Annotated in this window: 23 protein-coding genes; 12 read left to right on the top strand and 11 right to left on the bottom strand. The window is 35.3% G+C overall.

All coding sequences use genetic code 11. The annotated features are described in order from the left end of the window. The first annotated feature begins 23 nt into the window (after window positions 1–23). The 4 genes from A9Q93_RS08090 (at window position 24) to A9Q93_RS08075 (ending at window position 1,684) form a co-directional block, all read left to right on the top strand. Window positions 24–566 carry a ClpP family protease gene (locus tag A9Q93_RS08090; protein ID WP_015361057.1) on the top strand — a complete coding sequence of 181 codons (543 nt, stop codon included), beginning with the start codon at window positions 24–26 and terminating at the stop codon, window positions 564–566. A gap of 70 nt (window positions 567–636) precedes the next feature. Beyond that, window positions 637–858 (top strand): hypothetical protein, encoded by a 222-nt coding sequence (locus tag A9Q93_RS08085; protein ID WP_303686880.1) that lies wholly within the window; start codon window positions 637–639, stop codon window positions 856–858. Next, the gene (locus tag A9Q93_RS08080; protein WP_303686879.1) at window positions 855–1,271 is read left to right on the top strand and encodes a VOC family protein; all 417 of its coding nucleotides are present in this window, start codon (window positions 855–857) and stop codon (window positions 1,269–1,271) included. Before A9Q93_RS08085 ends, A9Q93_RS08080 begins: the two co-directional genes overlap by 4 nt. Then, complete coding sequence (locus tag A9Q93_RS08075) at window positions 1,268–1,684, top strand: YkvA family protein (protein WP_303686878.1); 417 nt, start codon at window positions 1,268–1,270, stop codon at window positions 1,682–1,684. Before A9Q93_RS08080 ends, A9Q93_RS08075 begins: the two co-directional genes overlap by 4 nt. Here A9Q93_RS08075 and A9Q93_RS08070 read toward each other — a convergent pair. From A9Q93_RS08070 to A9Q93_RS08060, 3 genes are all read right to left on the bottom strand, one after another. Further along, a complete protein-coding gene (locus A9Q93_RS08070; RefSeq protein ID WP_303686877.1) occupies window positions 1,669–3,309 on the bottom strand; it encodes an amidohydrolase in 1,641 nt (546 codons plus the stop codon). The genes A9Q93_RS08075 and A9Q93_RS08070 overlap by 16 nt on opposite strands. Window positions 3,310–3,532: 223 nt before the next feature. Beyond that, on the bottom strand, window positions 3,533–5,263 hold the full coding sequence (locus A9Q93_RS08065) for a TonB-dependent receptor (protein ID WP_303686876.1): 1,731 nt from the start codon (window positions 5,261–5,263) through the stop codon (window positions 3,533–3,535). A gap of 7 nt (window positions 5,264–5,270) precedes the next feature. Further along, on the bottom strand, window positions 5,271–8,291 hold the full coding sequence (locus A9Q93_RS08060; RefSeq protein ID WP_303686875.1) for a tetratricopeptide repeat protein: 3,021 nt from the start codon (window positions 8,289–8,291) through the stop codon (window positions 5,271–5,273). Between the two features lie 124 nt (window positions 8,292–8,415). Here A9Q93_RS08060 and A9Q93_RS08055 point away from each other — a divergent pair, with 124 nt between their 5' ends. From A9Q93_RS08055 to A9Q93_RS08045, 3 genes are read left to right on the top strand one after another with little or no spacing between them, the layout of a single operon-like run. Next, window positions 8,416–9,099, top strand: a complete 684-nt coding sequence (locus tag A9Q93_RS08055) for a cell division ATP-binding protein FtsE (RefSeq protein ID WP_303686874.1) — start codon at window positions 8,416–8,418, stop codon at window positions 9,097–9,099. Then, complete coding sequence (locus A9Q93_RS08050) at window positions 9,096–10,217, top strand: glycosyltransferase (RefSeq protein WP_303686873.1); 1,122 nt, start codon at window positions 9,096–9,098, stop codon at window positions 10,215–10,217. Before A9Q93_RS08055 ends, A9Q93_RS08050 begins: the two co-directional genes overlap by 4 nt. Continuing rightward, window positions 10,210–11,151, top strand: a complete 942-nt coding sequence (locus A9Q93_RS08045) for a glycosyltransferase family 2 protein (protein ID WP_369674703.1) — start codon at window positions 10,210–10,212, stop codon at window positions 11,149–11,151. Before A9Q93_RS08050 ends, A9Q93_RS08045 begins: the two co-directional genes overlap by 8 nt. On the opposite strand, the gene A9Q93_RS08040 is transcribed toward A9Q93_RS08045, so the two are convergent. Next, window positions 11,128–11,529, bottom strand: a complete 402-nt coding sequence (locus tag A9Q93_RS08040; RefSeq protein ID WP_303686872.1) for an FdtA/QdtA family cupin domain-containing protein — start codon at window positions 11,527–11,529, stop codon at window positions 11,128–11,130. The two genes, A9Q93_RS08045 and A9Q93_RS08040, sit on opposite strands and share 24 nt — an antisense overlap. 13 nt (window positions 11,530–11,542) lie before the next feature. Then, window positions 11,543–12,388, bottom strand: coding sequence for a glycosyltransferase family A protein (locus tag A9Q93_RS08035; RefSeq protein WP_303686871.1), 846 nt, complete (start codon window positions 12,386–12,388; stop codon window positions 11,543–11,545). Window positions 12,389–12,419: 31 nt separating this feature from the next. Between A9Q93_RS08035 and A9Q93_RS08030 the strand changes: the two genes are divergently transcribed. Continuing rightward, window positions 12,420–13,565, top strand: a complete 1,146-nt coding sequence (locus A9Q93_RS08030) for a glycosyltransferase (RefSeq protein ID WP_303686870.1) — start codon at window positions 12,420–12,422, stop codon at window positions 13,563–13,565. Between the two features lie 49 nt (window positions 13,566–13,614). Next, the gene (locus A9Q93_RS08025; RefSeq protein ID WP_369674702.1) at window positions 13,615–14,580 is read left to right on the top strand and encodes a Fic family protein; all 966 of its coding nucleotides are present in this window, start codon (window positions 13,615–13,617) and stop codon (window positions 14,578–14,580) included. A gap of 133 nt (window positions 14,581–14,713) precedes the next feature. Here the strand turns inward: A9Q93_RS08025 and A9Q93_RS08020 are convergent, their stop codons facing one another. The 6 genes from A9Q93_RS08020 to A9Q93_RS07995 all read right to left on the bottom strand — a co-directional run bounded on the left by A9Q93_RS08020 (window position 14,714) and on the right by A9Q93_RS07995 (window position 19,787). Beyond that, the gene (locus tag A9Q93_RS08020; RefSeq protein ID WP_015361077.1) at window positions 14,714–15,001 is read right to left on the bottom strand and encodes a hypothetical protein; all 288 of its coding nucleotides are present in this window, start codon (window positions 14,999–15,001) and stop codon (window positions 14,714–14,716) included. An 80-nt stretch (window positions 15,002–15,081) separates the two neighbouring features. Continuing rightward, the gene (locus tag A9Q93_RS08015) at window positions 15,082–16,419 is read right to left on the bottom strand and encodes a dihydrolipoamide acetyltransferase family protein (RefSeq protein ID WP_303686868.1); all 1,338 of its coding nucleotides are present in this window, start codon (window positions 16,417–16,419) and stop codon (window positions 15,082–15,084) included. Between the two features lie 135 nt (window positions 16,420–16,554). Next, window positions 16,555–17,649 (bottom strand): glycosyltransferase family 2 protein, encoded by a 1,095-nt coding sequence (locus A9Q93_RS08010; protein ID WP_303686867.1) that lies wholly within the window; start codon window positions 17,647–17,649, stop codon window positions 16,555–16,557. Then, a complete protein-coding gene (locus A9Q93_RS08005) occupies window positions 17,646–18,275 on the bottom strand; it encodes a M48 family metallopeptidase (protein ID WP_303686866.1) in 630 nt (209 codons plus the stop codon). Before A9Q93_RS08005 ends, A9Q93_RS08010 begins: the two co-directional genes overlap by 4 nt. Window positions 18,276–18,278: 3 nt before the next feature. Further along, complete coding sequence (gene recR / locus A9Q93_RS08000) at window positions 18,279–18,896, bottom strand: recombination mediator RecR (RefSeq protein ID WP_015361081.1); 618 nt, start codon at window positions 18,894–18,896, stop codon at window positions 18,279–18,281. Window positions 18,897–19,238: 342 nt separating this feature from the next. Beyond that, the gene (locus A9Q93_RS07995; RefSeq protein WP_303686865.1) at window positions 19,239–19,787 is read right to left on the bottom strand and encodes a DUF1599 domain-containing protein; all 549 of its coding nucleotides are present in this window, start codon (window positions 19,785–19,787) and stop codon (window positions 19,239–19,241) included. A gap of 55 nt (window positions 19,788–19,842) precedes the next feature. Between A9Q93_RS07995 and folP the strand changes: the two genes are divergently transcribed. The 3 genes from folP to A9Q93_RS07980 all read left to right on the top strand — a co-directional run. Beyond that, a complete protein-coding gene (folP, locus tag A9Q93_RS07990) occupies window positions 19,843–20,673 on the top strand; it encodes a dihydropteroate synthase (RefSeq protein WP_303686864.1) in 831 nt (276 codons plus the stop codon). A 15-nt stretch (window positions 20,674–20,688) separates the two neighbouring features. Then, on the top strand, window positions 20,689–21,465 hold the full coding sequence (gene cdaA / locus A9Q93_RS07985) for a diadenylate cyclase CdaA (RefSeq protein ID WP_015361084.1): 777 nt from the start codon (window positions 20,689–20,691) through the stop codon (window positions 21,463–21,465). Further along, window positions 21,465–22,170: DUF3667 domain-containing protein (locus A9Q93_RS07980; protein WP_303686863.1), on the top strand; the 706-nt coding region annotated here is incomplete at its 3' end. The genes cdaA and A9Q93_RS07980, both read left to right, overlap by 1 nt.

Below are 22,170 nucleotides of genomic sequence, written 5' to 3'. Positions count from 1 at the left end.
ATTTTTAACCCAAAATAAAATTGATGAGTAAAGTATTTAAACTTCAAGATAAAATAGATGAAAACTATATAGAACAGCGCAAGCTTTTCATTTGGGGAATGGTAGATGATAAAACGGCAAGACACTGTGTGGATCGTTTATTGTACCTAGATTCACTAAGTAATGAAGAAATTACTTTTGTGATCAACAGCCCTGGTGGTTATGTAACTGCTGGGTTTTCTATTTACGATACCATGAGAGAAATTAAAAGTCCGGTAAGTACCGTTTGTAGTGGACTTGCAGCATCTATGGGATCCATTTTATTATCTGGTGGAGAAAAAGGACGTCGTATGATTCAAAAACACGGTCGTGTGATGATACACCAGCCTAGTGGAGGCGCTAGAGGTACCAGTGCGGATATAGAAATTACCGCTAACGAAATTCTTAAAACTAAAGAATTAAGTGCACAAATCCTTGCAGATAATTGTGGTCAAAGCTTTGAAAAAGTAATGAAAGATTTTAATCGCGATTACTGGCTAGGTGCAGAAGAAGCTGTAGAATACGGAATCGTAGATGGTATTTTATAATTAAGATAACAGTAAAACTCATAAAGCCAGCTTATATTTAAGCTGGCTTTGTGTTTTAATTTAAGTTCAGATGATTAAAAGAAATTTACGTGGTTTTGTAAACGCATATTTTAGAACCCTATCTATAATTTTCTTTTTACTGTTTGTTATTTACAGCATTTTAAGCATAGGCTCTGAAGATTATTTGAGATCATTAACCTCTTTAATATCTTATAGTATTTTACCAGTTGTGTTAGGAAACACCATAGTTGCCATCGTATATTTTTATATCAAACAAAAGTCCATTAAATGAAACTAACTCCATTTCACCTTGCCATTCCAGTTAAAGAAATTACTACAACTCGCGACTTTTATCGTGATGTATTAGGCTGCAAGGAAGGCCGCAGTTCTGACCATTGGGTCGACTTTGATTTCTTCGGCCATCAACTCGTTATTCATGTGACTGAAGAGGCACAAAAAGCAGCTATAAATGCTGTAGACGGTAAAGCCGTTCCTATTCCACATTTTGGCGTTGTGTTAGAGTGGGATGTTTTTCACGCTTTCGCGAAAGCGGTAAAAGAAAAAGGCGTGGAATTTATTATCGAGCCGTATATACGATTTGAAGGATTACCTGGCGAGCAAGCGACCATGTTTTTTCAGGATCCTAGCGGAAATTCTCTAGAATTCAAGTCTTTTAAAGATTTTAACCAAATATTTGCCTCATGAGATTATTCAGAAAAAAAATAAATTTACCAGACGAACAATACACCTTAGATGCGGTGGAAGAAGCAACTGTAGAAGATGTGGATGCTGCCATAGAAAAAGAGGAAAGCATCTCTGCTACCATTGCAAATGCTGGCTTTCTTAAAAAATATGCTAAGCTAGGTAAGATCATGTTCATGATGATAAAAGATTACCGCAAAGGCATTTATACCGAGATTCCATGGTTTACCATTGCAGCGATAACTACAGGTCTGTTATATGTTTTCAGCCCGCTGGATTTAATTCCAGATTTTATTCCGGTTTTGGGTTTTGTTGATGACTTAACCGTTTTATCGTTTGTAACAGGCTGGATAGAAACAGATCTTCATAAATACTTAGACTGGAAGTTAAAAGAGAAAGCTTATTTAGAGGAATAAACTAATTCCCCATTAGAATAAGTAGCTGCAACTTTCATATTAGGAACTTGATCTATGGCAACTTCCATTAAGTCTTGATCTAGCATAATAAAGTCTGCAGCTTTGCCTATTTCTAGACTTCCCTTTTCGTTTTCTTCAAAGTTAGAATACGCTGCCCAAATGGTCATACCTCTTAAGGCTTCTTCGCGAGAAAGTGCTTGCTCTGGTCTGAAACCTTCTTCTGGATAACCGCTAGTATCTTTTCTAGCTACAGCAGCATAAAAAGTCAAAAACGGATTTACTTGCTCTACAGGATAATCAGTTCCTAATGCTAGCATTTTTGATTCTCCTAATAACTTTTTATAAGCATAAGCTCCTTTAATTCTTTCATCTCCTACTCGATCTTCAGCCCAATACATATCACTCGTTGCATGCGTAGGTTGCACTGATGGAAGTATGTTTTCTTCGTCAAATAAATCAAAGTCATTTGGGTCCACAATTTGCGCATGTTCTACACGCCATCTTCTATCTTTTTTACCATCTAGCAACTCCTTATAAGCTTGAAGTACTACATAATTTGCACTGTCACCTATCGCATGTGTGTTCATTTGATAATTTGACTTAGCAATGCGTTTTGCAATTCCTTTAAAATCCTTAACACTGCTCAATAATGCGCCAAAATGATTGTGCTTATCGGTATATTCTTCTTTCATTGCAGCGCCACGACTACCCAAAGCACCATCTGCATAAAATTTAACAGATCTCACATTTAAACGATCTGTTTTTACAATTCCCTTTGTTAAGTAAAAATCTAAGTTTTCTGGAGTATTTGAAATCATCGCATAAATCTTCATTTTCAAAGCTCCATCTTGTTGTAAACTGTCTATGGTTTCAATAGTAGATCGCATCAATCCAGCATCGTCTACCGTAGTGATTCCATAACTGAAATTGATATCTTGAGCATCCATCAAAGACTTAATGGTTTCTTGGGTTGATTCTTTTGGAAAAACAGCTTCTACTAATTCCATAGGATTATCTACAAGAATACCGGTAAGTTTTCCATCCTTTTGTTCAATCGCTCCACCAAATGGATCGGTATCTGTATCGATTCCAGCCAATTTTAACGCCGCATCGTTTGCAATCATCGCATGACCATCGATACGAGTTAAAGCCACTGGAGTATCAGGAAAAAGTTCATTGAGCTCTTGATTAGTTGGAAACTCTTTTACATCCCAATCGTTTTGATCCCATCCACGTCCTATGATAAATGGTTTATTTTTCTCGTTTTGAAAGTCTGTTACCTTTTGAATCACCTCATCGTAACTTGTTGTTCCTACTAGATCTACTCTTTGCAGTTGTTGCCCTAATCCATAAAAATGACAGTGTGCGTCTATTAATCCAGGATAAATAAATTTACCATTTGCATCAATAGTTTCTGAAGCATTGAAGTTCTCAGCTATTAATTCGTCCTGAGTTCCTGTAAAAATGACTTTACCATCTTTTACCGCAAGTGCTGTTGCTGTTGAAAACTGCTCATCAACCGTATAAATGGTAGCATTTTCTATGATAAGATCTGCTGCTTTTTGCGTTTCTTGTTCACAGGAAATAAATATAATAAGTGCTAGAAGTAGTAATGTTTTTTTCATGAGATAAAAATAAGGGGAAAATTCAAGAAATAAGTCAAGGAAAATGAGGTTTCCTTTCTAAATCAAGAATATATTACAGACTAAAAAAACGAATAATTAGCTATTAAATCTTTAAAAACAAAAAACTCACACTAATTAAAGAGTGAGTTTTTTACTTTCTTATTAAGGAAAGTGTTTGTAGAGATCTCGCTTTCGCGAAAGCGGAACTATTATCTAACTATTTCTACAAGTCAAATTTATACACGGCACCACCCATTATTTGTAGGTCCTGAACTGGATAGTCTAGATAATACTCATAGTTGCCTCCAGTAAGATTTTGACCTCTTAAAAAAGCAGTCAATTTAGGATTGATTTTGTAATTCACATCTATATTGAGATCTAAAAAGCTATCTAAATTTTCTACACCTGTACCAAATCTGAAAGTTTCTCTTTCACCTACAAAATATAGAGTGGTACCTATATTCCACTTTTCATTGATCTCGTAGTTTCCATTAAGATCTGCAGTGAATTCTGGTAAGTGAGAAGCGGTGTTTAAGAATACATCTCCGTTTTCTACGTCATAGCTGTAACCATTTGCATTAAGCGTTAAATTAAACGCCGTATTCACATCAAAACTTAAAGACGCACCGTATTCAATAGTATTTAAATCACCGTATTGCGTATAAAATACGTTTCCTGAGTGGTATGGTTGTACATCTCCTACAGTAAATGAAGCTCCTGTATCTTTATTGTAGAAGGATCTATTTTCCTCAATTTTATAACCACCAAATAATCGATAACCCAAGCTTTCAGAAAGTTTTCCTTTAAACCCTAATTGAGCATCTACAATTCTATTAGTCGGGATTACATTTATTGCTGGAGCAAGGAATACATTATCACTAGCAAACTGTTGAAGCGAATTCATATCCAGTCCACCGCCTATAGTTGCATAAGGAATAAGGGTTTCTTCTACGAGTATATAACTTGCTACTACATCTGGATAAACAAATACATCACTTTCTGAAGCTTCACTGTTATTAAGGTAGTTCACTTGAGCTCCTAGCTTTACTTTAAAATTATCTCCATAAAGATTTATCGCTGGACTCAGTCCTGCTTTTAAGTATGTATATTCTTCTTGAGCAGGAAGTAATCCTTGGGTATCAAAACTACCGCTTAAATAATCTACCTCAGCACCTAAAGCTACTTCAGTCCCCATAATGTCAAAACCTAATTGCGGCGTGGCATTAAAACGTATCTCGCTGGCGTCGTTACTGGATGTAGTTCCTGTAAAGTTGAGTTCTACATTTTTAAAAACACCGTCAAAAAAAGTCGCCTTACCACCGAGAGCGTATGAGAGGTAATTAAATGACACATCACTATCTTCGGTAAGAGGATTAGGTGTGTTTTCAAAAGCACCATACCAGTTTGCTGCTTGATGTCTAGCTCCAGCTGTAATACCCCAATTAAAATCACTAGACCTTTTACCGTAAGAGATATCTAGAGAAGTATCAGAAAATGCATCGTCTGCAACAACCTCATCAATTCCACCTTGTGAAGAGTTATGATTAAAAAATACACCTACATCACTATCTCGATCTACTTCAAAATTCATTGCCAGTTCACCCAAGACATTAATATAATTTCCTAGACCTAACCGCGCATAATTTTTATAATATTTAGCTCTTTGTGTAGGTTTTAATCTAGATAGACCAGCTTTAGTAGGTGTAAAAGTACTAGCTACAGGAACAGAAAATATACTGTAAGTTACTGGTTTCTTTTTCACCTTTGTTGTATCGTTAAAAGTAGGATTACTTTTTACTTTAAAAGCATCACTTATGGAAGGATCATAAGGTTTAACAACTGTAATAGTACCACCATTTAATCGTTCTTCCTCTTCTTCTGGAGTTTGTCCTAAGGCAACTGTTGCACTCAATGCAATGGCCGCAATAACTATGTTTTTTATATTGAAATTCATGATCAACTTAGTTTTGATTTGTCGGTACGACAGATGAGTTTGTTTTTGCTACCTCAGTTTTAATTTTGGCAAGCTCATTTTTTGCAGTAGTAACCACTTCTGGATATTGAGTAAAGTTTGCGATTACTGCATCTAGAATCGTAGTAGCATTCAAAGTTTGATCTAAGGCGTAGTAACTTTTTGCCATTACTACGAGACCTTTTGCACTCCATAATTTATAGCCACCGTAATTTTTACTCAATCCATTTACTGTAGTGATTACAGCATCGTGATCACCTTCTTTGTTCTCAAAATAAGCTTTATAGTAAGTGGCCTCAGCGGCAAGGCTACCTGTTGCTGTCTCTCGTACTTTCTCATAAGCCGTTTTAGCTGCCGTCTCATTACCTTGTTTCCATGAGGAACGAGCAATAATGATTTCTGCATCAGATTTTACATTGTTCTCGATGCTGGTATCGGCTAGAACTTTGTTTGCATACTTTACAGCCTCCGCATACTTTTCTGTCTCATAGTAAGCTTTCATTAAGTTAGACTGAGCATAAATAACATTTTGAGGAAAGTCTGCCAGTTGTTCTAGTTCTTTTAAAACTGGAATGGCTTTGTCATAATCCTTTGTAGTTAAATGAATCTCACTCAATCGCGCCAATGCTTGCTCTGTAAACTCGCTTCTTTCTTTGCTAACTACATATTCGTAATTTGGGACACTTTCTGCTTTTTTATTTTCAGAAAACTGAGCTTGTGCAAGGTAGAAATGAGCTTTGAGAGCGTGCTTTCCATTAGGAAATTGATTCAAATACTTTTTCATTTCTCGAGCGGTGCCGTTCATGTCTCCTTTGATAAAAGGCTGCTCTGCACTTTCATAGGCCGTATCATCTAACTCGTTATCGGTAACTTCTACTCCATCGAGACTTCGCACCCAAACTGCGTAATCATTAGTATTACCTTTATCAATGTAAACTTGTCTCGCGCTGCTTATAGCTTGAACCGCTTGAGGTGTTCCAGCATACTTTTCGGCAACTTGTTTGAAAACAATTAAGGACTGGTCAAGATTTCCATCGTTGTATAATTGCAACCCTTTACGCATCATGGCTTGTGATGTATAAATACTATTAGGATATCCAGAAATTAACTTATCGTAAGTTCTAATACCAGCAGCCACTTGATTAGTATTTATATAGGTATTACCTAATTCATAAATCACGTCATCAATATATTTAGAAGTCTTGAATCTTTTAATAAATGCTTCTAGGTCTTCAATTTTGCGGTCATTCTTCTGTACAAATCCATAAGAAATCGCCTTTTGAAAAGCAGCATAATCTGAATTAAAACCATTGAGTTCTATCGCTTTATTATAAGCTTCCATTCCTGGCCAGTATTGCTTAGTAACAAAGTTTGCATCTCCTATTCTTAAATAAGCATCGTTAAGTCTCACTCGATCATTATTTGCACCAGATTGCTTAGTAAAAGCAGTAAATGATTTTATAGCTTCGTCATATTTCTTAAGCTTAAACTGTGTATAACCCATGTCATAGTTATAAAGTTCATCTTCTTCAATAGCAGTAGAAATCGCCTTAGCCTTTTTGAAATTCTCGTAAGCTCCAGTGAAGTTATTAAGCTGGTACATCGTTTCTGCTTTCCAGAAGATTGTTTTTTTCTTTAATTCTGGATCAACAATATATTTAACCGCTTTATCGAGATTTTCTAAGGCATCTTGATATTCACCTGATGTAAATAAATTCAATCCATAGTATAAAGCTACTTTTCCATATACAGCTTCATTTCCTTTGATTCTTCCATCTTCAAGCAATCGAAGCGCCTCTTTATAATTCTTTGAAGAAAAGTAAGAATCGATTAGAAATTCGTTCATTTCACTTTGCTTATCTGATTCCGGATATTTTTCTAAGTAAGCTAGAATTACCGCTGGAACACTGTCATAAGGGTTTCCATTCTCGTAACTTAATTTTGCATAGTTATAGGACGCATCTTCAGAAATTTGAGGATCGAGGTCCATCTCGCTAGCTTTTTTAAATGCATTGAGAGCATCTTCATTACGATCTAGTTTGATGTAACTTTGACCCAAGTGGTAATAAGCATTCTGTGCTGTGGCGTTTGCACCGTCGATTATTTTATTGAAGGTTTCTACCGCTTTTTCAAAATCACCTTGTTTGTAGTAAGCATAACCTAGCTGGTAATAATCATTATTATTCCACTTACCACGAGTACCTTCATACTTTTGTAAGTATGGTAGTGCCTCGTCATATTTTTCTTGATTAAATAAGGACTGTCCTATAATACGATTCAGTTGAGATTTTTCTCTTCTGTTAGATTTAGGAAGTTGTTCTTTAGCTAGCTTAATCGCTTCATCAAACTTTCCAGATTTATAATTCAAGTCTGCTTTATAGTAAGAAAGTTTTTCATCATCTTCTGGAGATTCACCTACTTGATCAAACAATTCTGTAGCTGTTTCTACTTCGTCATTTTCATAAGCGATGTAACCGAGATAATATTTAGCTTTACTTCCATATTCTTGATCATCACTAACGCGATTAAGGAAAGGTTTTGCATCATCGAACTTTTTGGCTTGCACAAGAGTGTAACCAGTGTTGAAGTAATAGCGGTTAATTTGCTTTCGCGAAAGCGTACTTTTATCAACTCTTTGATACCATGTTGCTGCTTTTCTATAATTACCATTATCAAAATAATAGTCTGCCACATCAATTATTGCCGAATTCTTTTTAATAGAGGTAGGGTATTCTTCAACAAACTTCTCGATCAATTGGTCAGAATTACGTTGATTAAGTCGTACTGCACAATTTGCGATATAGTAGGAAGCGTTTCCTCTTATAACTTCATCATCTACAGTTTCAAGCACTTTCTCAAATAATCTCTGTGAGGCAAGGTACTGGTCTTCTTGATATAGATCTATAGCTTGATTGTAAGTCGCTAGATCATCTGTAGCAATTTTAGATTGCTGTGCATATGTGGCAGTAACCATCATAAAGCATAACAGCATCAGGGCTAATTTTTGCATAATTGAAAAGATTCTAATTGTAAAGTAAAATTATGATTTCCGTAGGTAGAACGCTTTAAAACCTTATTAATTATTCATAATCTTATCCACATCTTAGTTAACTTTACAAGAAATTATAGTTTTTATGTCTGATAACGTTTTATCCTTAAGTAAAGTAGATGTCTTCCAGAAAGATAACCTGATCTTAAAAAATGTCAATCTTGAAATAGGCAAAGGAGAATTTGTCTATTTGATAGGTAAAACAGGAAGTGGTAAAAGTTCTTTAATGAAAACTTTATATGGCGACATACCTTTAAAAAAGGGAGAAGGAACCATTGTAGACTTTGATTTATCTCGCTTGCGCGAAAAAGAGATCCCTTACCTAAGACGCAAGCTAGGCGTCGTTTTTCAAGATTTTAAATTATTGACTGATCGTACGATCAATGATAATTTAAAATTTGTTCTCAAAGCAACCGGCTGGAAAGGTAAAAAGGAAATGATGACGCGCATAGAAGAAGTACTTGATAAAGTAGGAATGAAAACCAAAGGTTTTAAGTATCCTCATGAGCTCTCTGGTGGTGAGCAACAACGCATTGCGATTGCCAGAGCTTTACTTAACGAGCCTGAATTAATTATTGCCGATGAGCCTACTGGTAACCTTGATCCACAAACTAGCGTTGAAATCATGGAAGTCTTGCAGCAAATAAATAAAAACGGTAATACCATTTTAATGGCTACTCATGATTATGCGTTGATTCTTAAATACCCATCTAAAACATTAAAGTGCGATGATGGTGAAATCTTTGAGGTAGTACAAAAAGCAGTTTGAACCGAGAATTACACATAATATCTTTTGATATCCCATATCCAGTAAATTATGGAGGTGTTATCGATGTTTTTCATAAAATAAAATCGTTACATGAAAAAGGTGTTCAAATTACACTCCATTGCTGGCAATATGGAGACAGAGTACCTCAAGATATATTAGAACAATATTGCAAACAAGTATTTTATTATGAGCGCAAGATAGGTTTCTATGGGATATCTGCTACTTTACCTTATATCGTTTATTCTAGGAGAGATAAATTATTGCTAGAACGATTGCAACAAGATACTGCTCCTATTTTATTTGAAGGCTTGCACACATGTTACTATCTTGATAATGAATCGTTAAAAGATCGTCATAAAATGGTGCGTTGTCATAATATAGAACATGAATATTATGAAAAACTAGCGCAACATAGTACAAGAGTAAAAAAGATTTATTTTAAAAAAGAGAGTGAACTATTAAGAAAGTATGAGCCTATCCTTAAAAATGCTCAAACACTATTTACTATATCAGACGACGATCAATTGTACTTTGAAAATAATTTTAGAGATGTAGAAGTAATTAAAATCAACGCCTTTCATACAGATGACAACGTTTCAAGCCAAAAAGGTGAAGGAGATTATTGTTTATTTCACGGCAGCTTGAACGTTAGTGAAAACGATCACAGCGCCAAATACCTAGTAGAGCATATATTTTCTGAAATAGATCATCCGTTGATTATCGCTGGAAAAGATCCTTCCTTTGAACTTAAAAAGATATGTTCTAAAAAGAAACACGTTACTCTGATAAGCAATCCTAGTTGGGAAGAGCTTAACGAGTTGATTTTAAATGCTCACATTCATCTTATGCATGCGTCTCAGAAAAGCGGTTTAAAATTAAAACTGCTCAAAGCCTTGTTTTCTGGTAGACACGTTATCGCAAATAAAAAGATGGCAACTGAAAAATCAATAGCTCAACATGTTACTATTGCTGGCTCACAAGCGGCATGGATTAAAGCTATCAAAACATTAATGAAGCAACCTTTTACGGAAGAAATGCGACACGAAAGAATAAAGGTATGTGAAGATTTTTCTAATGAAAATGGAGCTGAACTGATTTTAAAATCAATGCATTATTAAGATTTTAGTCCACATACCGCTATATAACAAAGCCGCTACCATAGAGCGAGCAATTAATAGTGTACTGCATCAAGACGCAGCTTATTATGATATTTTAATTATAGATGATGGCTCTACAGATGACAGCTTTAATGTTGTTAAACCTGTTGAAAGTGATCAAGTAATCATATTATCTCAAGAAAATCAAGGAGTAAGTGCAACGCGCAATAGAGCAATGAAGTTTGCACTTGATAAAAAATATGATGCTATTGCATTTCTAGATGCAGATGATTACTGGGACACTAACCATCTTAACGTATTGATTTCTCTGTTTGATAAGTTTCCAGAAGCTGAAGTGGCTGGAGCTAATTATAGGTTAAAACGATCTCGCAAAACCCTGCGGACTAAATTCAGTAATTTTAAGGATCAAAGTGATCAACTATTAGAGCACTTTTTTGAGCATAATTACCTGAACAGCGTGCTGAATTGCTCTAATGTAATGATAAGAATCAGCGCGATTAAAAACGTAGGTTACTTTGCAGAAAAGATTACACATTATGAAGATATAGACTGGTTCATAAGAATAGGCATGAATACCTCCACAGCATTTAGCTTTACAACTACTACTACTATTGATGAAGCAGCAGGAAATAGATCTGACCAAATAAAAATGAACGATAGAGAGCTACCAGATTTTACTATCTATCAAGCAAAAACTAAAAACCATAAAGGCCTTGAAAAATACTTAGACTTAAATAGATTTTCTCTAGCTATAGCCTACCGGATGGATAACAATATTAAAATGGCAAGTTTTTACCAGCAGCAAATTAACTCTAAGAACCTAAGTATTACTCAACAATCTCTTTTAAAAATGAGCTCCTTAAAGCTTAAATCTTTAAAAAAAACACAGGAGATTCTAGGTAACCTAGGTTTAAACTTCAGAACTGGTAATTAAGTTATAGATCTCTTTGTCTCTAATATAGTCTTCTTCATCAAATTCATGTGACGCTAGTACTAGACATATGGCACCACTTGAAAAGTCTGACAACTCTCTCCATATCATAGTAGGAATTAACAATCCTTTATTGGGTTTATTTAAAGTTACTTTTACCCTATGGTCACCGTTATCTAACTCAACTGTAAAGCTTCCAGAGACAGCTATGAGTAACTCAAGACATTCTTTATGCGCATGACCACCACGGTAAGAATCACTAGGTACGTCATATAAATAATAGACACGTTCTATTTTATAAGGAATAGTGTCTTTTTCCAGCACCGCAAGATTCCCTCGAGGATCTGTAATTTTAGGAATGTCTATTATTTTATAATTCATTAACTCAAAGATACTATTGTTTTGGGTGATTTATACGATGTCCTTCAAAACCACTTAAGTAATCATTAGCACCATGTTCAAAAACTTTAAACTTTTCCGACAATTTAGGAAAGCTCCTTACGTATCCTTTCCTCCACAAAAAGAATATATACTTAAATTGATAGAAAACAGCTGTAACTATATTATCTCTTCCTGCTAGTGCGCCTCGCGCATAGATAACTCGATTAGAAGACACATCATCACTACTGGTTCTAGATTCATGTTGTACAATAAAATTAGGTACATAACCTATTTCTAATTGTTTTGATAAAGCGTCATCAAGAAAAACAAAATTTTCTGAATCTTGAAATTGAGCTCCGAGACCGAACCTGATATTATATTTCAAATCTGCAGATAGGATTTCTTTCCTCTTAAATGTAATCTCTGGCGATAAGATAGGTACAATCTCTTTTCTATCTAACAACCGAAATTCACATTCATAATCGTAAAATGCTGTCCCTGCAGGAGTTTTTGTCCTAAATGTAAGTATAGTAAAATCGTTTTTATTATGAGCATTTACAATAGTCTCTACAGCATCTGGCAGTACAATACAATCGTCATCTAGAATCCAGCATAGTTCTTTATTGCTATGCTCAATAGCGAGGTTCCTACTCTTACTTAAACCAAACTCTTTACTATTAATGACTCTTATATTTTCGTAATCAGAATACAGCACATTCTCTAAAGACTGGTTAACGATAAGAACAGACTCCTTAATCTGATTTACTTTTTTTTGAAACATCTCTTCTAGGAAAGACAAATCATTGCGGTTCATAGTCGCAATTAGAATTTCTAAATCTGTATTTCTGTAAGTACTCAACTCCTTATCTTTACATCAAAGATACTTCTATATGCGCATATTGCTAGTAGGTGAATACAGTGGTTTTCATAATTCCTTAAAACATGGCCTTGTCCAGCTCGGTCACGAGGTTACTATAGTAGGCGATGGAGATGGGTTCAAGCGTTTTCCTGTCGATATAGAAGTAGGCAGCTCTTTCTTTGAGCGCAATTGGTTTTTACATAAAATAAAAGTAGCCTGGTGGAAACTCACAGGTAATAACTTAGAAGATCGATTGAAGTTGGCACGCTTTCGCGAAAGCGAGAACAAATTAAAAAACTACGACATCGTTCAATTTATAAACTCTAACGCGTTTGATTGTGAGCCAGATGTAGAACGTATCATGATAGATTTTCTACTGCTTCATAACAAAAAGTCAATACTTATTGCTTGCGGTGATGATTATGAATACTCTAAATATCTGACTGAAGAACATGACGGTTACAGTATTCTAGACGCTACAACAATGGGTGAATCTCAGAAGAAGCAGTTATTTCACACGTACAAATATTTAGGTAAAGGCTATAAGAATAATTATTTACACCTAGTCGATGAGTCATTGTGCGTCATACCTAGTAACGTAGATTATTCTATGGCTTTATGGAACCAGCCTAAAGCTACGCAGATTATTCCAGCAGCTATTAATTGTTCTAAATTTGAGCTTAGTTTAAATGAGAATTTAAACACTATAGAGATTTTCTTAGGAATCAATCGTGGGAATTACTGGAAAAAAGGCATCTATTATTTTGAACAAGCATTAGAAATTATTCAAAATAAATATGGTAAGAAAGTTCAAATAACTGTTGCTGAAAGTTTGCCTTATCATGAATATATATCATCATATAAAAAAGCACATATTTTATTAGACCAAGTGTTATGCTATGATCAAGGATACAATGCTCTAGAAGCTATGGCGCAAGGCAAAGTTGTATTTTCTGGAGGAAGTGCTGTATACTTAAAAGCTCACAATTTAGATACAGTTCCAGTAATAGATGCACGGCCAGATGTTGATTATTTGGTAAAGAAATTATCTTATTTAATAGAACATCCAGAAGTTATAATTTCTACGGGCAAAGCTGCACGAGCACACATTTTGAATTATCATGATAGTGTAGCAATCGCAAAAAGATATGAAAAGCACTACCTTAATATCGGATGATTTTAATTTTATCCTATCCGATATTAAAAAGAAATGATTACATTTGAAGGTGGAAAACTGGAAAGATATAAGAGTTACCTATGAGATGATGGATTTACTCGTTAAGATAGACGAGAAAAAATTACGTCTTGATCAACATCGCCCTTTCCCTAGTCCAGTAGTTCATAATATTCAAGAAAATCTAGCGCTAGAATGGACTTACAATTCTAACAGTATTGAAGGAAATACGTTGACTTTACAAGAAACTAGAATGGTTCTGGAAGACGGCTTGACCGTAAGCGGCAAGTCTTTGCAAGAATATTTTGAAGCAGTTAATCATCATGAAGCTATAGATTATGTAGAACAATTAGTCCAGCCAGATTACATATTACGAGAAAGAGATATTCTCAATGTTCATGAACTGGTTATGGATCGTATTGATAAAGAATTTGCTGGTCGCATACGCAATGCAGGTGTAAGAATAAGTGGTGCAAACTTTGTTCCACCTAACGCTAGAAAAGTACCTGATTTATTAGAAGAATTAATTACTTGGGTAAATGAAGAAGAGCTAGAAATGCATCCTATCATTAAAGCAGCTGTTTTTCATCACCGTTTTGTATGGATTCATCCATTTTTCGATGGAAATGGTCGCACGGCAAGACTGTCATTTAATTTGCTGTTTTTAAGAGAAGGATTTCCTCCTGCCATTATATTAAAAGTTGATCGTAAAAAATACTATACAGCTCTTAACGATGCTAATCAAGGTAACTATGAAAAGCTATTTTTTCTAGTAGGGAGAGCAGTCCTGCGCTCACTAGACATATACTTAAGTAATCTAGATGATACTGCTGGTGATTACGCACCTATTTCAAGCATTGTTGAGGAGCCGAGCATTTCTTACGGTCAAGAATATGTAAGCCTGCTAGCACGAAAAGGTAAAATAGACGCTTACAAAGAAGGTCGTGTCTGGTTTACAACTGAGAAAGCTGTTAAAGACTACATGGCTAGACGTAAGAGAAAAAGGAAGTTGAAGTAGTTGTAGTTGGTAATTGGTAATTGGTAATTGGTAATTGGTAAAACTAGAAATCCACAATTCAAATATGTTGAATTGTGGATTTTTTATTTTCTCCTTTAGAAGAAATTCAAGTTCCAGTTCAAATTCGCGTTTTTTATTTATTCTTCCATTGAATGTCTAATCCTGGAAAATCCTCAGCCGTTTTTTCTTTTGCTTGTTTAGGGATAAGAAATTCATATTCTAAAGTTACTTCAAGGCCATCATCTAGATAAAAAAGCATGGTCTCTTCACCTTCATAATCACATATCACAATAGCATGAATCTCATGAACATCAAAGTACTCTTCATCTTTGATTTCTATAGGTTCTACAAATTCAAAATAATGAAGCACTCTTGCGCCTTTAAAATAATCGATTTGATCTAAGTAGAGGTCTTTTTCCATATGACAAAGGTACTATTTAAGTTATATAAAAAGCCAGCTCTTTCAAGCTGGCTTTGGTTTATTGCTTTAATGAATTTAATCTAAACCGTGCGATTTACATCAAATGCTTCCAGTAGTTGCGCAACACGTTGAACAAACTGTCCTCCTAGTGCTCCATTTACAACTCTATGGTCATAACTATGCGATAAGAACATTTTCATTCTGATGCCGATAAAGTCACCTTCTGGCGTTTCTACTACAGCAGGAACTTTTCTTATTGCTCCAAGAGCCAAAATACCTACTTGCGGCTGATTTATAATAGGTGTTCCAAGGACAGAGCCAAATGTACCAACGTTAGTTACCGTATAAGTACCACCTTGTGTATCGTCTGGTTTTAACTTACCATTTCTAGCTCTATTTGCAAGATCATTTACCGACTTTGCCATACCTACCAGATTTAATTGATCTGCATTTTTAATTACCGGAACAATTAAATTACCGTCTGGAAGAGCTGCCGCCATTCCTAGGTTGATATTTTTACGCTTTATGATTCTATCACCGTCTAATGATATATTCATCATCGGGAATTCTTTCAATGCTTGAGCTACCGCTTCCATGAATATAGGTGTGAACGTGAGGTTCTCTCCTTCTCTTTGCTTGAAGCTGTCTTTATGCTTTTTTCTCCAGTTCCAGATGTTTGTTACATCACACTCGATAAAACTTTGTACGTGTGCACTCGTCTGTACTGACGCTACCATGTGGTGAGCAATCAGCTTGCCCATGCGAGTCATTTCTATAATTTCATCTTCTCCATTTACAGATACTGGTGCTGCTACAGGAGCTTGCTTAGGCGCTGCAGAATGAGACGCTGGTGCTGCTGGTGTTGATGGCTGTTTTGAAACTGTTGCAACTTTTCCAGACTTCTTGTCTGCAACATATTTTAAAATGTCGTCTTTAGTAACACGTCCATCTTTACCAGAACCAGAAATGGACTCTAGTTCTTCAAGAGAGATATTTTCTTCTTTGGCTATGTTTTTAACTAATGGTGAATAAAAAGAATCACTATCTGAAAAATTAACCGTTTCTGAGACTTGGCTGATTTCTTTTTCTACTTGGCTCGCTGCTGCTTTTACTTCTGGAGTAGAAGAAGCTGGTGTTTGTTCTGCTTTCGCGGAAGCGGCTTCACCACTATCTTCACCTTCAGTTTCTATAATAGCTATAGTTTGCCCTACTTGCACAACATCGTCTACTTGAAATAAAATCTCAACCAGCTTACCATCTACCTCGCTAGGCACTTCACTATCTACCTTATCTGTGGCGATTTCTAGCACAGGTTCATCCATTTCTATGGTATCGCCTACGTTTTTAAGCCATGAAGTAATGGTAGCCTCTGCCACCGATTCTCCCATTTTAGGTAATTTAAGTTCAAATTTTGCCATAACTATTTAGGTACTATAACGTTTTCTAATATTTTGCAAAAGTAAGAATTATAGACTTTACAATTGCGAATTATTCACTGATATGGGAATACTTTAAGAATCGGTTATGAATATCGCAACGATTCTTGCATTTTATCACATATATTTTATTTCTCCACGACCATTACTACTATCACTGCCTATATAAAAATCTCTTTTAGGAGACAAGAATCTATGTTTCAAATTTTCTGTTTGAATCATAAAACGTATTACTTCTTGTATTTTGAGCGTTTTTAAGTCCCACAAAATTGTGGCATCTTCAAGAGGACAATCCCAAACCTCAGCATGCTTCACTCTTTTCATTTTTATGGGTAGTTCCAAGTTTATGTCTTCAGTAACCAGATATAAATTATTGAGTTCTTTCGCCTCGTTTGCTTGCTTCTGTTTTGATTTAACAGCAACCATTCCTTTAATCATCAAATCAATCGCTTTTTTCTCTAATGCAGATTGTTTGAAATACTTTTCGTAGAATAATCCCATAGCACCATAAAAGCGCTCGAGATAAACTCTATCTTTTACCGTACTTTCTCCTTTAAAATGGATGACCTTTTGATCGCCTAGGTAGTAATTTTGGTAGCCTTTTTGAATCGCCGTGTAACTTAAATCGATGTCCTCGCCGTACATAAAATACCGCTCGTCAAAACCTCCACAGTCTTCATAAACCTCTCTCTTACAAAACATAAAAGCACCTACAAGTATATCTACTTTGCCTCTATCGTTTTGACCTACCTCATTGTAATAATAGTTGCGATCATTGCCTAGCATTTTTTGCCGGGCCACCTTGGGCGTAGGAATGTGTCGTTTGCTTTCTGGCAAGTATTTTCCTGTTCCATCGATAAGTTGAACTCCTAAAAACCCCATTATAGGTTGCGCTCGCGCGAAAGCGATACATTCTTCAAACACCTCTTCTCCTACTATTGTATCAGGATTTAATATGCAGAGTAACTCACCTTTTGCTTGTTCTACAGCTAAATTATTTCCTTTAGAAAAACCGTAGTTTTCTTCATGCGCAATGACTTTTATTTGATCCTTGAAAACAAAATGAAGCATTTGTAGACTGGAATCAGTTGAATTGTTATCAGCTACAATGATTTCAACATCTATATTTTTTGTTGCTCTCAAAACGCTATAAATGCACAGCTCTAAAAAAGCTGCTGCGTTATAGTTGAGTATGATGATGGAGAGTTTCATTTAAAATCAACAGTAATGTCACCTTTAACTTTAAGAGCATCTAACATAGGAATCATATGGCGCTCTTGTATTTCAAAGTTATCTAAAATGTAATGTTGAAAATCTTGATAACTGTGCTTCTTCATAAGATTCAAATGAGCTTGAGCAGCATCATATTTTTCGTTTGCACATAACGCCCATATATACTCTACATTGAAATCAAAGTTACTGATATCTCCTTTTAACTGTGACTCATACTCTACTAAGGCTTGATCAAGAATAGCCTCACCTTTGATAATTTCCTTATTTATTAAAAGAAATAAGCCTCTTTGAATTTTGTACAAAGGCCTTTCTGGAAACATCTCTATTAATCTAGCGTTTGTCTCTAATAATCCTTTTACATCTCTCTTTTCAGAGTAAATTCCAATTTTATTATTAAGTGCAGTAAAATTTTGATCGTCTAATTCTAATGCTTGATCAAATAGTAAAAGAGCGCTATCTAGCCTTACGTCATTATCCAAACTAAAATCCATATAAACATCAAAGGCTTTTTTGGATATCTTTTCGGCTTCAAGTTCATTTTGGTATGAGTTACAAGAAAACAATAAAATGGCAAATACGCACAAAAAAGTATTATTAATTTTCATACCCTAACTCTTTAAAGAATTCTCATAAGGAACACGATGTAAAATACTTCTTCCCAGTGTTACCTCATCGGCAAATTCCAGCTCGTCTCCTACGGCTATTCCTCTCGCGATGGTAGATGTGTTGACTTCTAGTCCATCTAGCTGTTTGAAAATATAGAAGTTGGTCGTATCGCCTTCTATTGTAGGACTAAGAGCAAAAATAATCTCTGTAACACCTTTATTTTTTACACGATCTACTAGCGATCTTACTTTTAGATCTTGTGGTCCTATTCCATCCATAGGGCTAATTTTTCCACCCAAAACATGGTAGAGACCTCGATATTGGCTCGTATTTTCTATAGCCATGACATCACGTATATCTTCTACAACACAAACAATGGACTGATCGCGATTAAGACTAGAGCAAATTTCACAAATTTCTACATCACTTACATTGTGGCAATTTTTACAAAAATTAAGATCATGACGCATTTTTAATAAAGCATCACTAAGCAAATCTGTATTTTGCTCTGGCTGTCGCATTAAATGCAACACCAGTCGTAAAGCGGTGCGTTTGCCTATTCCAGGTAATTGCGATACTTGATTAACGGCTTCTTCTAAAATTTTTGAGGAGAAATTCATGATTGGTAAAGATAGAAAAGAGTTGTGAGAAGTATGAAATGCTTAACACAAAGAATTTTGTTATTGGTCTGAAAAAAAATCACTAAGAATTATCTCTGGATAAAAAAGAAATCGCAGCCTACTTTGTCCTTGCGGACATTTCCTCCAGTGAAGAAAATCTCTGGGATTTGAAGAATTATTAAAAGTATCATGATAGAATTAGCCGACACCGCTATGCAGTGATATGACAAATTAAAACGGTTTGTATATTACTAAGATTAGAACGCGTATAAATGGAAGCGCTTATAAGATGGTTCAGACTTGTTTTCGGGATGAGATCACGTATAAATTGCTACCGCAATTTTACGAGATTTGAGCTTTGCTCAAATGAATCATCGCAAACACCGCATAATTAATCATATCCTGATAGTTGGCATCGATTCCTTCAGAAACTAGCGTGGCTCCTTCATTATCTTCAATTTGTTTTACTCTTAGTAATTTTTGTAAGATCAAATCAGTTAAAGAACTTACGCGCATATCTCTCCATGCCTCACCATAATCGTGGTTTTTATCCATCATAAGCTGTTTTGTTACAGCAACATGATGATCATATTGCTCGAGAGATTCTTCTAGAGTTAAATCTGGCTGTTCTACAACACCTTTATCTAGTTGAATAAGCGCCATTATGGAATAATTGATAATTCCTATAAATTCACTTTCTTGTCCTTCATCTACTTTAGATTCAGAAAGAGTTTGTAATCCTCTAATGCGTTGGGCTTTTATAAAAATCTGATCAGTAAGTGATGGCAATCTTAAAATGCGCCATGCGCTACCATAATCTTTCATTTTATTAGAAAACAAATCACGACATTGTGAAATTACGGCATCGTATTGCTGGCTTGTTTGGGACATGCGTAGTACAAATTTTGTGTAAATTTCGCATTTAAAACTCAATTAACCATATTTCATGTCGACTATAAATTGCGCAGGTACACTTATCGATCTTTCTACGCCTCATGTAATGGGCATTGTCAACTGTACTCCAGACTCTTTTTATGATGGTGGCAAGCTCAAAAATGATACTGCTATTTTACAACAAGTAGAGAAAATGCTGGACGACGGAGCTACTTTTATAGACGTAGGTGGTTACAGTTCACGTCCAGATGGAGATGATATTTCAGTAGGTGAAGAGCTTTCTCGAGTACTTCCAGTTCTTGACTTGATTACAGCCCGTTTTAATATTAAAGGTTTGTCTTGTGACAGCTTTCGCGAAAGCGTAATAAAAAAAGCTCTTAATCACGGTGCAACCATCGTGAATGACATCAGTGCTGGTCAATTATCTCTATATATGCTAAAAACGGTAGGTAAAGCTAAAGTGCCTTACATCATGATGCATATGCGTGGCACGCCGCAAACCATGAAATCCATGACCGATTATGATGATATGATCGTAGAAATTAATTATTACTTTTCTGAACGTATTGCTACGGCAAGATCTTATGGAATCAATGATATTATTATTGATCCAGGATTTGGGTTTGCAAAAACTCGAGAACAGAATTTTGAATTGCTCTCAAATCTTAATTTACTACAAGCTCACAATGTGCCTATTCTTGCAGGAGTTTCTCGTAAATCCATGATTTATAAAACCTTAAATACTACTGCTCAACAAGCGCTAAATGGTACCACAGCTTTAAACATGGTGAGTTTAATGAATGGTGCAAAGATTTTGCGCGTTCATGATGTAAAAGAAGCAATGGAAACTATCAAGCTCTTTAACGAGTTAACGATAAATTAATTCTATTTTTACTACATGGAGTTACCTGGATTTAGAATAATTGATTTAATAGATATTTTACTAGTTGCTGCGGTAGTTTTTTACCTGTACCGATTAGTAAAAGGAACTGCTGCTCTCAATATTTTTATAGGTATTTTTATTATCTATCTTATTTACCAGCTTACCGTTTTTATGAAAATGGAGATGCTGAGTCAGGCTTTAGGCGCTGTTACAGGAGCTGGTGTAGTTGCACTTATTGTAGTGTTTCAGCAAGAAATTAGGCGATTTTTGCTGATGCTGGGCTCTACTCAATTCACTTCTAGAAAACGTTTTTTAAAACAATTGCGCATTTTTCAAGAAGAGAAAGACACTAACGACATCGTAGTGGATGAGATTGTAAAAGCCTGTAAAAAGATGAGTGCCACAAAAACTGGAGCGCTCATAGGAATTAAACGAGACGGATCCCTAGATTTCATTAAGAACACTGGTGATGAGCAGGATATTCTAGTTAACTCTTCTATCATTCAAAGTATCTTCTATAAAAACAGCACCTTACATGACGGCGCCATGATTGTGGAAGGGAACAAAATAACTGCTACAAGAGTAATTTTACCTTTATCAGAAAACAGAAAAATACCTCAACGCTTTGGGTTGCGCCATCGAGCTGCTTTAGGTCTAACCGAAAGAAGTAGTGCTATTGCCATTATAGTAAGTGAAGAGACAGGACAAATATCACTGGTTCAAGAAGGAGCTTTTGAAACCTACTCAGACACTAAAGAGCTGGTTAAAAAAATTAAATCACTTCTTGCCTGATGGAACGACACTGTAAGAATTGTAGTAAAATGCTATATGCAAGACAGAACTTTTGTTCTAATTGCGGCTCTAAATGGGTGGATTATAGGTTAACGCCTAAAAGGATCGCGACGGAAGTTTCAAATCGATATCTAGGAACGGACAATGTGCTTCTCGTTACACTTATTGCCTTATTAAAATATCCAGAAGATGTAATTCATGGTTACATTACTGGACAGCGTAAAAAATATGTCAACCCAGCTAGCTTTTATCTGATTAGTTTGACCTTAATAGGTTTACAAATCTTTATTTTAAAACATATTGCTCCGGACACCTTAGGTTTTGGTGATTTGAAAGATGCAGAATCGGTGCAAACATACATTGGCTATTTCTACGATTATATTGGGTTATTTACTACATTTTTTATTCCCGCATATGCACTCACTGGCTATTTAGTTTTCATTGATATTAGAAAATATAATTTTTCAGAACACCTGGTCTTTTGTATTTACATATTTGGGTTTATAAATATTTTGACATTTCTACTCACTCCATTAGTAATAGGATTTGCGATTGATTATCAAGTGATATCTTTGATAATCACACCACTTAGCATTGTTCAATTTGCATGGTATTATAAAAGGTGTTTTCAATTAAACCTCGGGCAAATCGTTTTGAAAACATTGATTGCAATGATTGTATTTCAAATTATATCTGTAATCTACT

Source organism: Nonlabens dokdonensis (assembly GCF_002162835.1).
Classification (GTDB): domain Bacteria; phylum Bacteroidota; class Bacteroidia; order Flavobacteriales; family Flavobacteriaceae; genus Nonlabens; species Nonlabens dokdonensis_B.
This window is presented reverse-complemented; position numbering and strand designations above follow the sequence as displayed.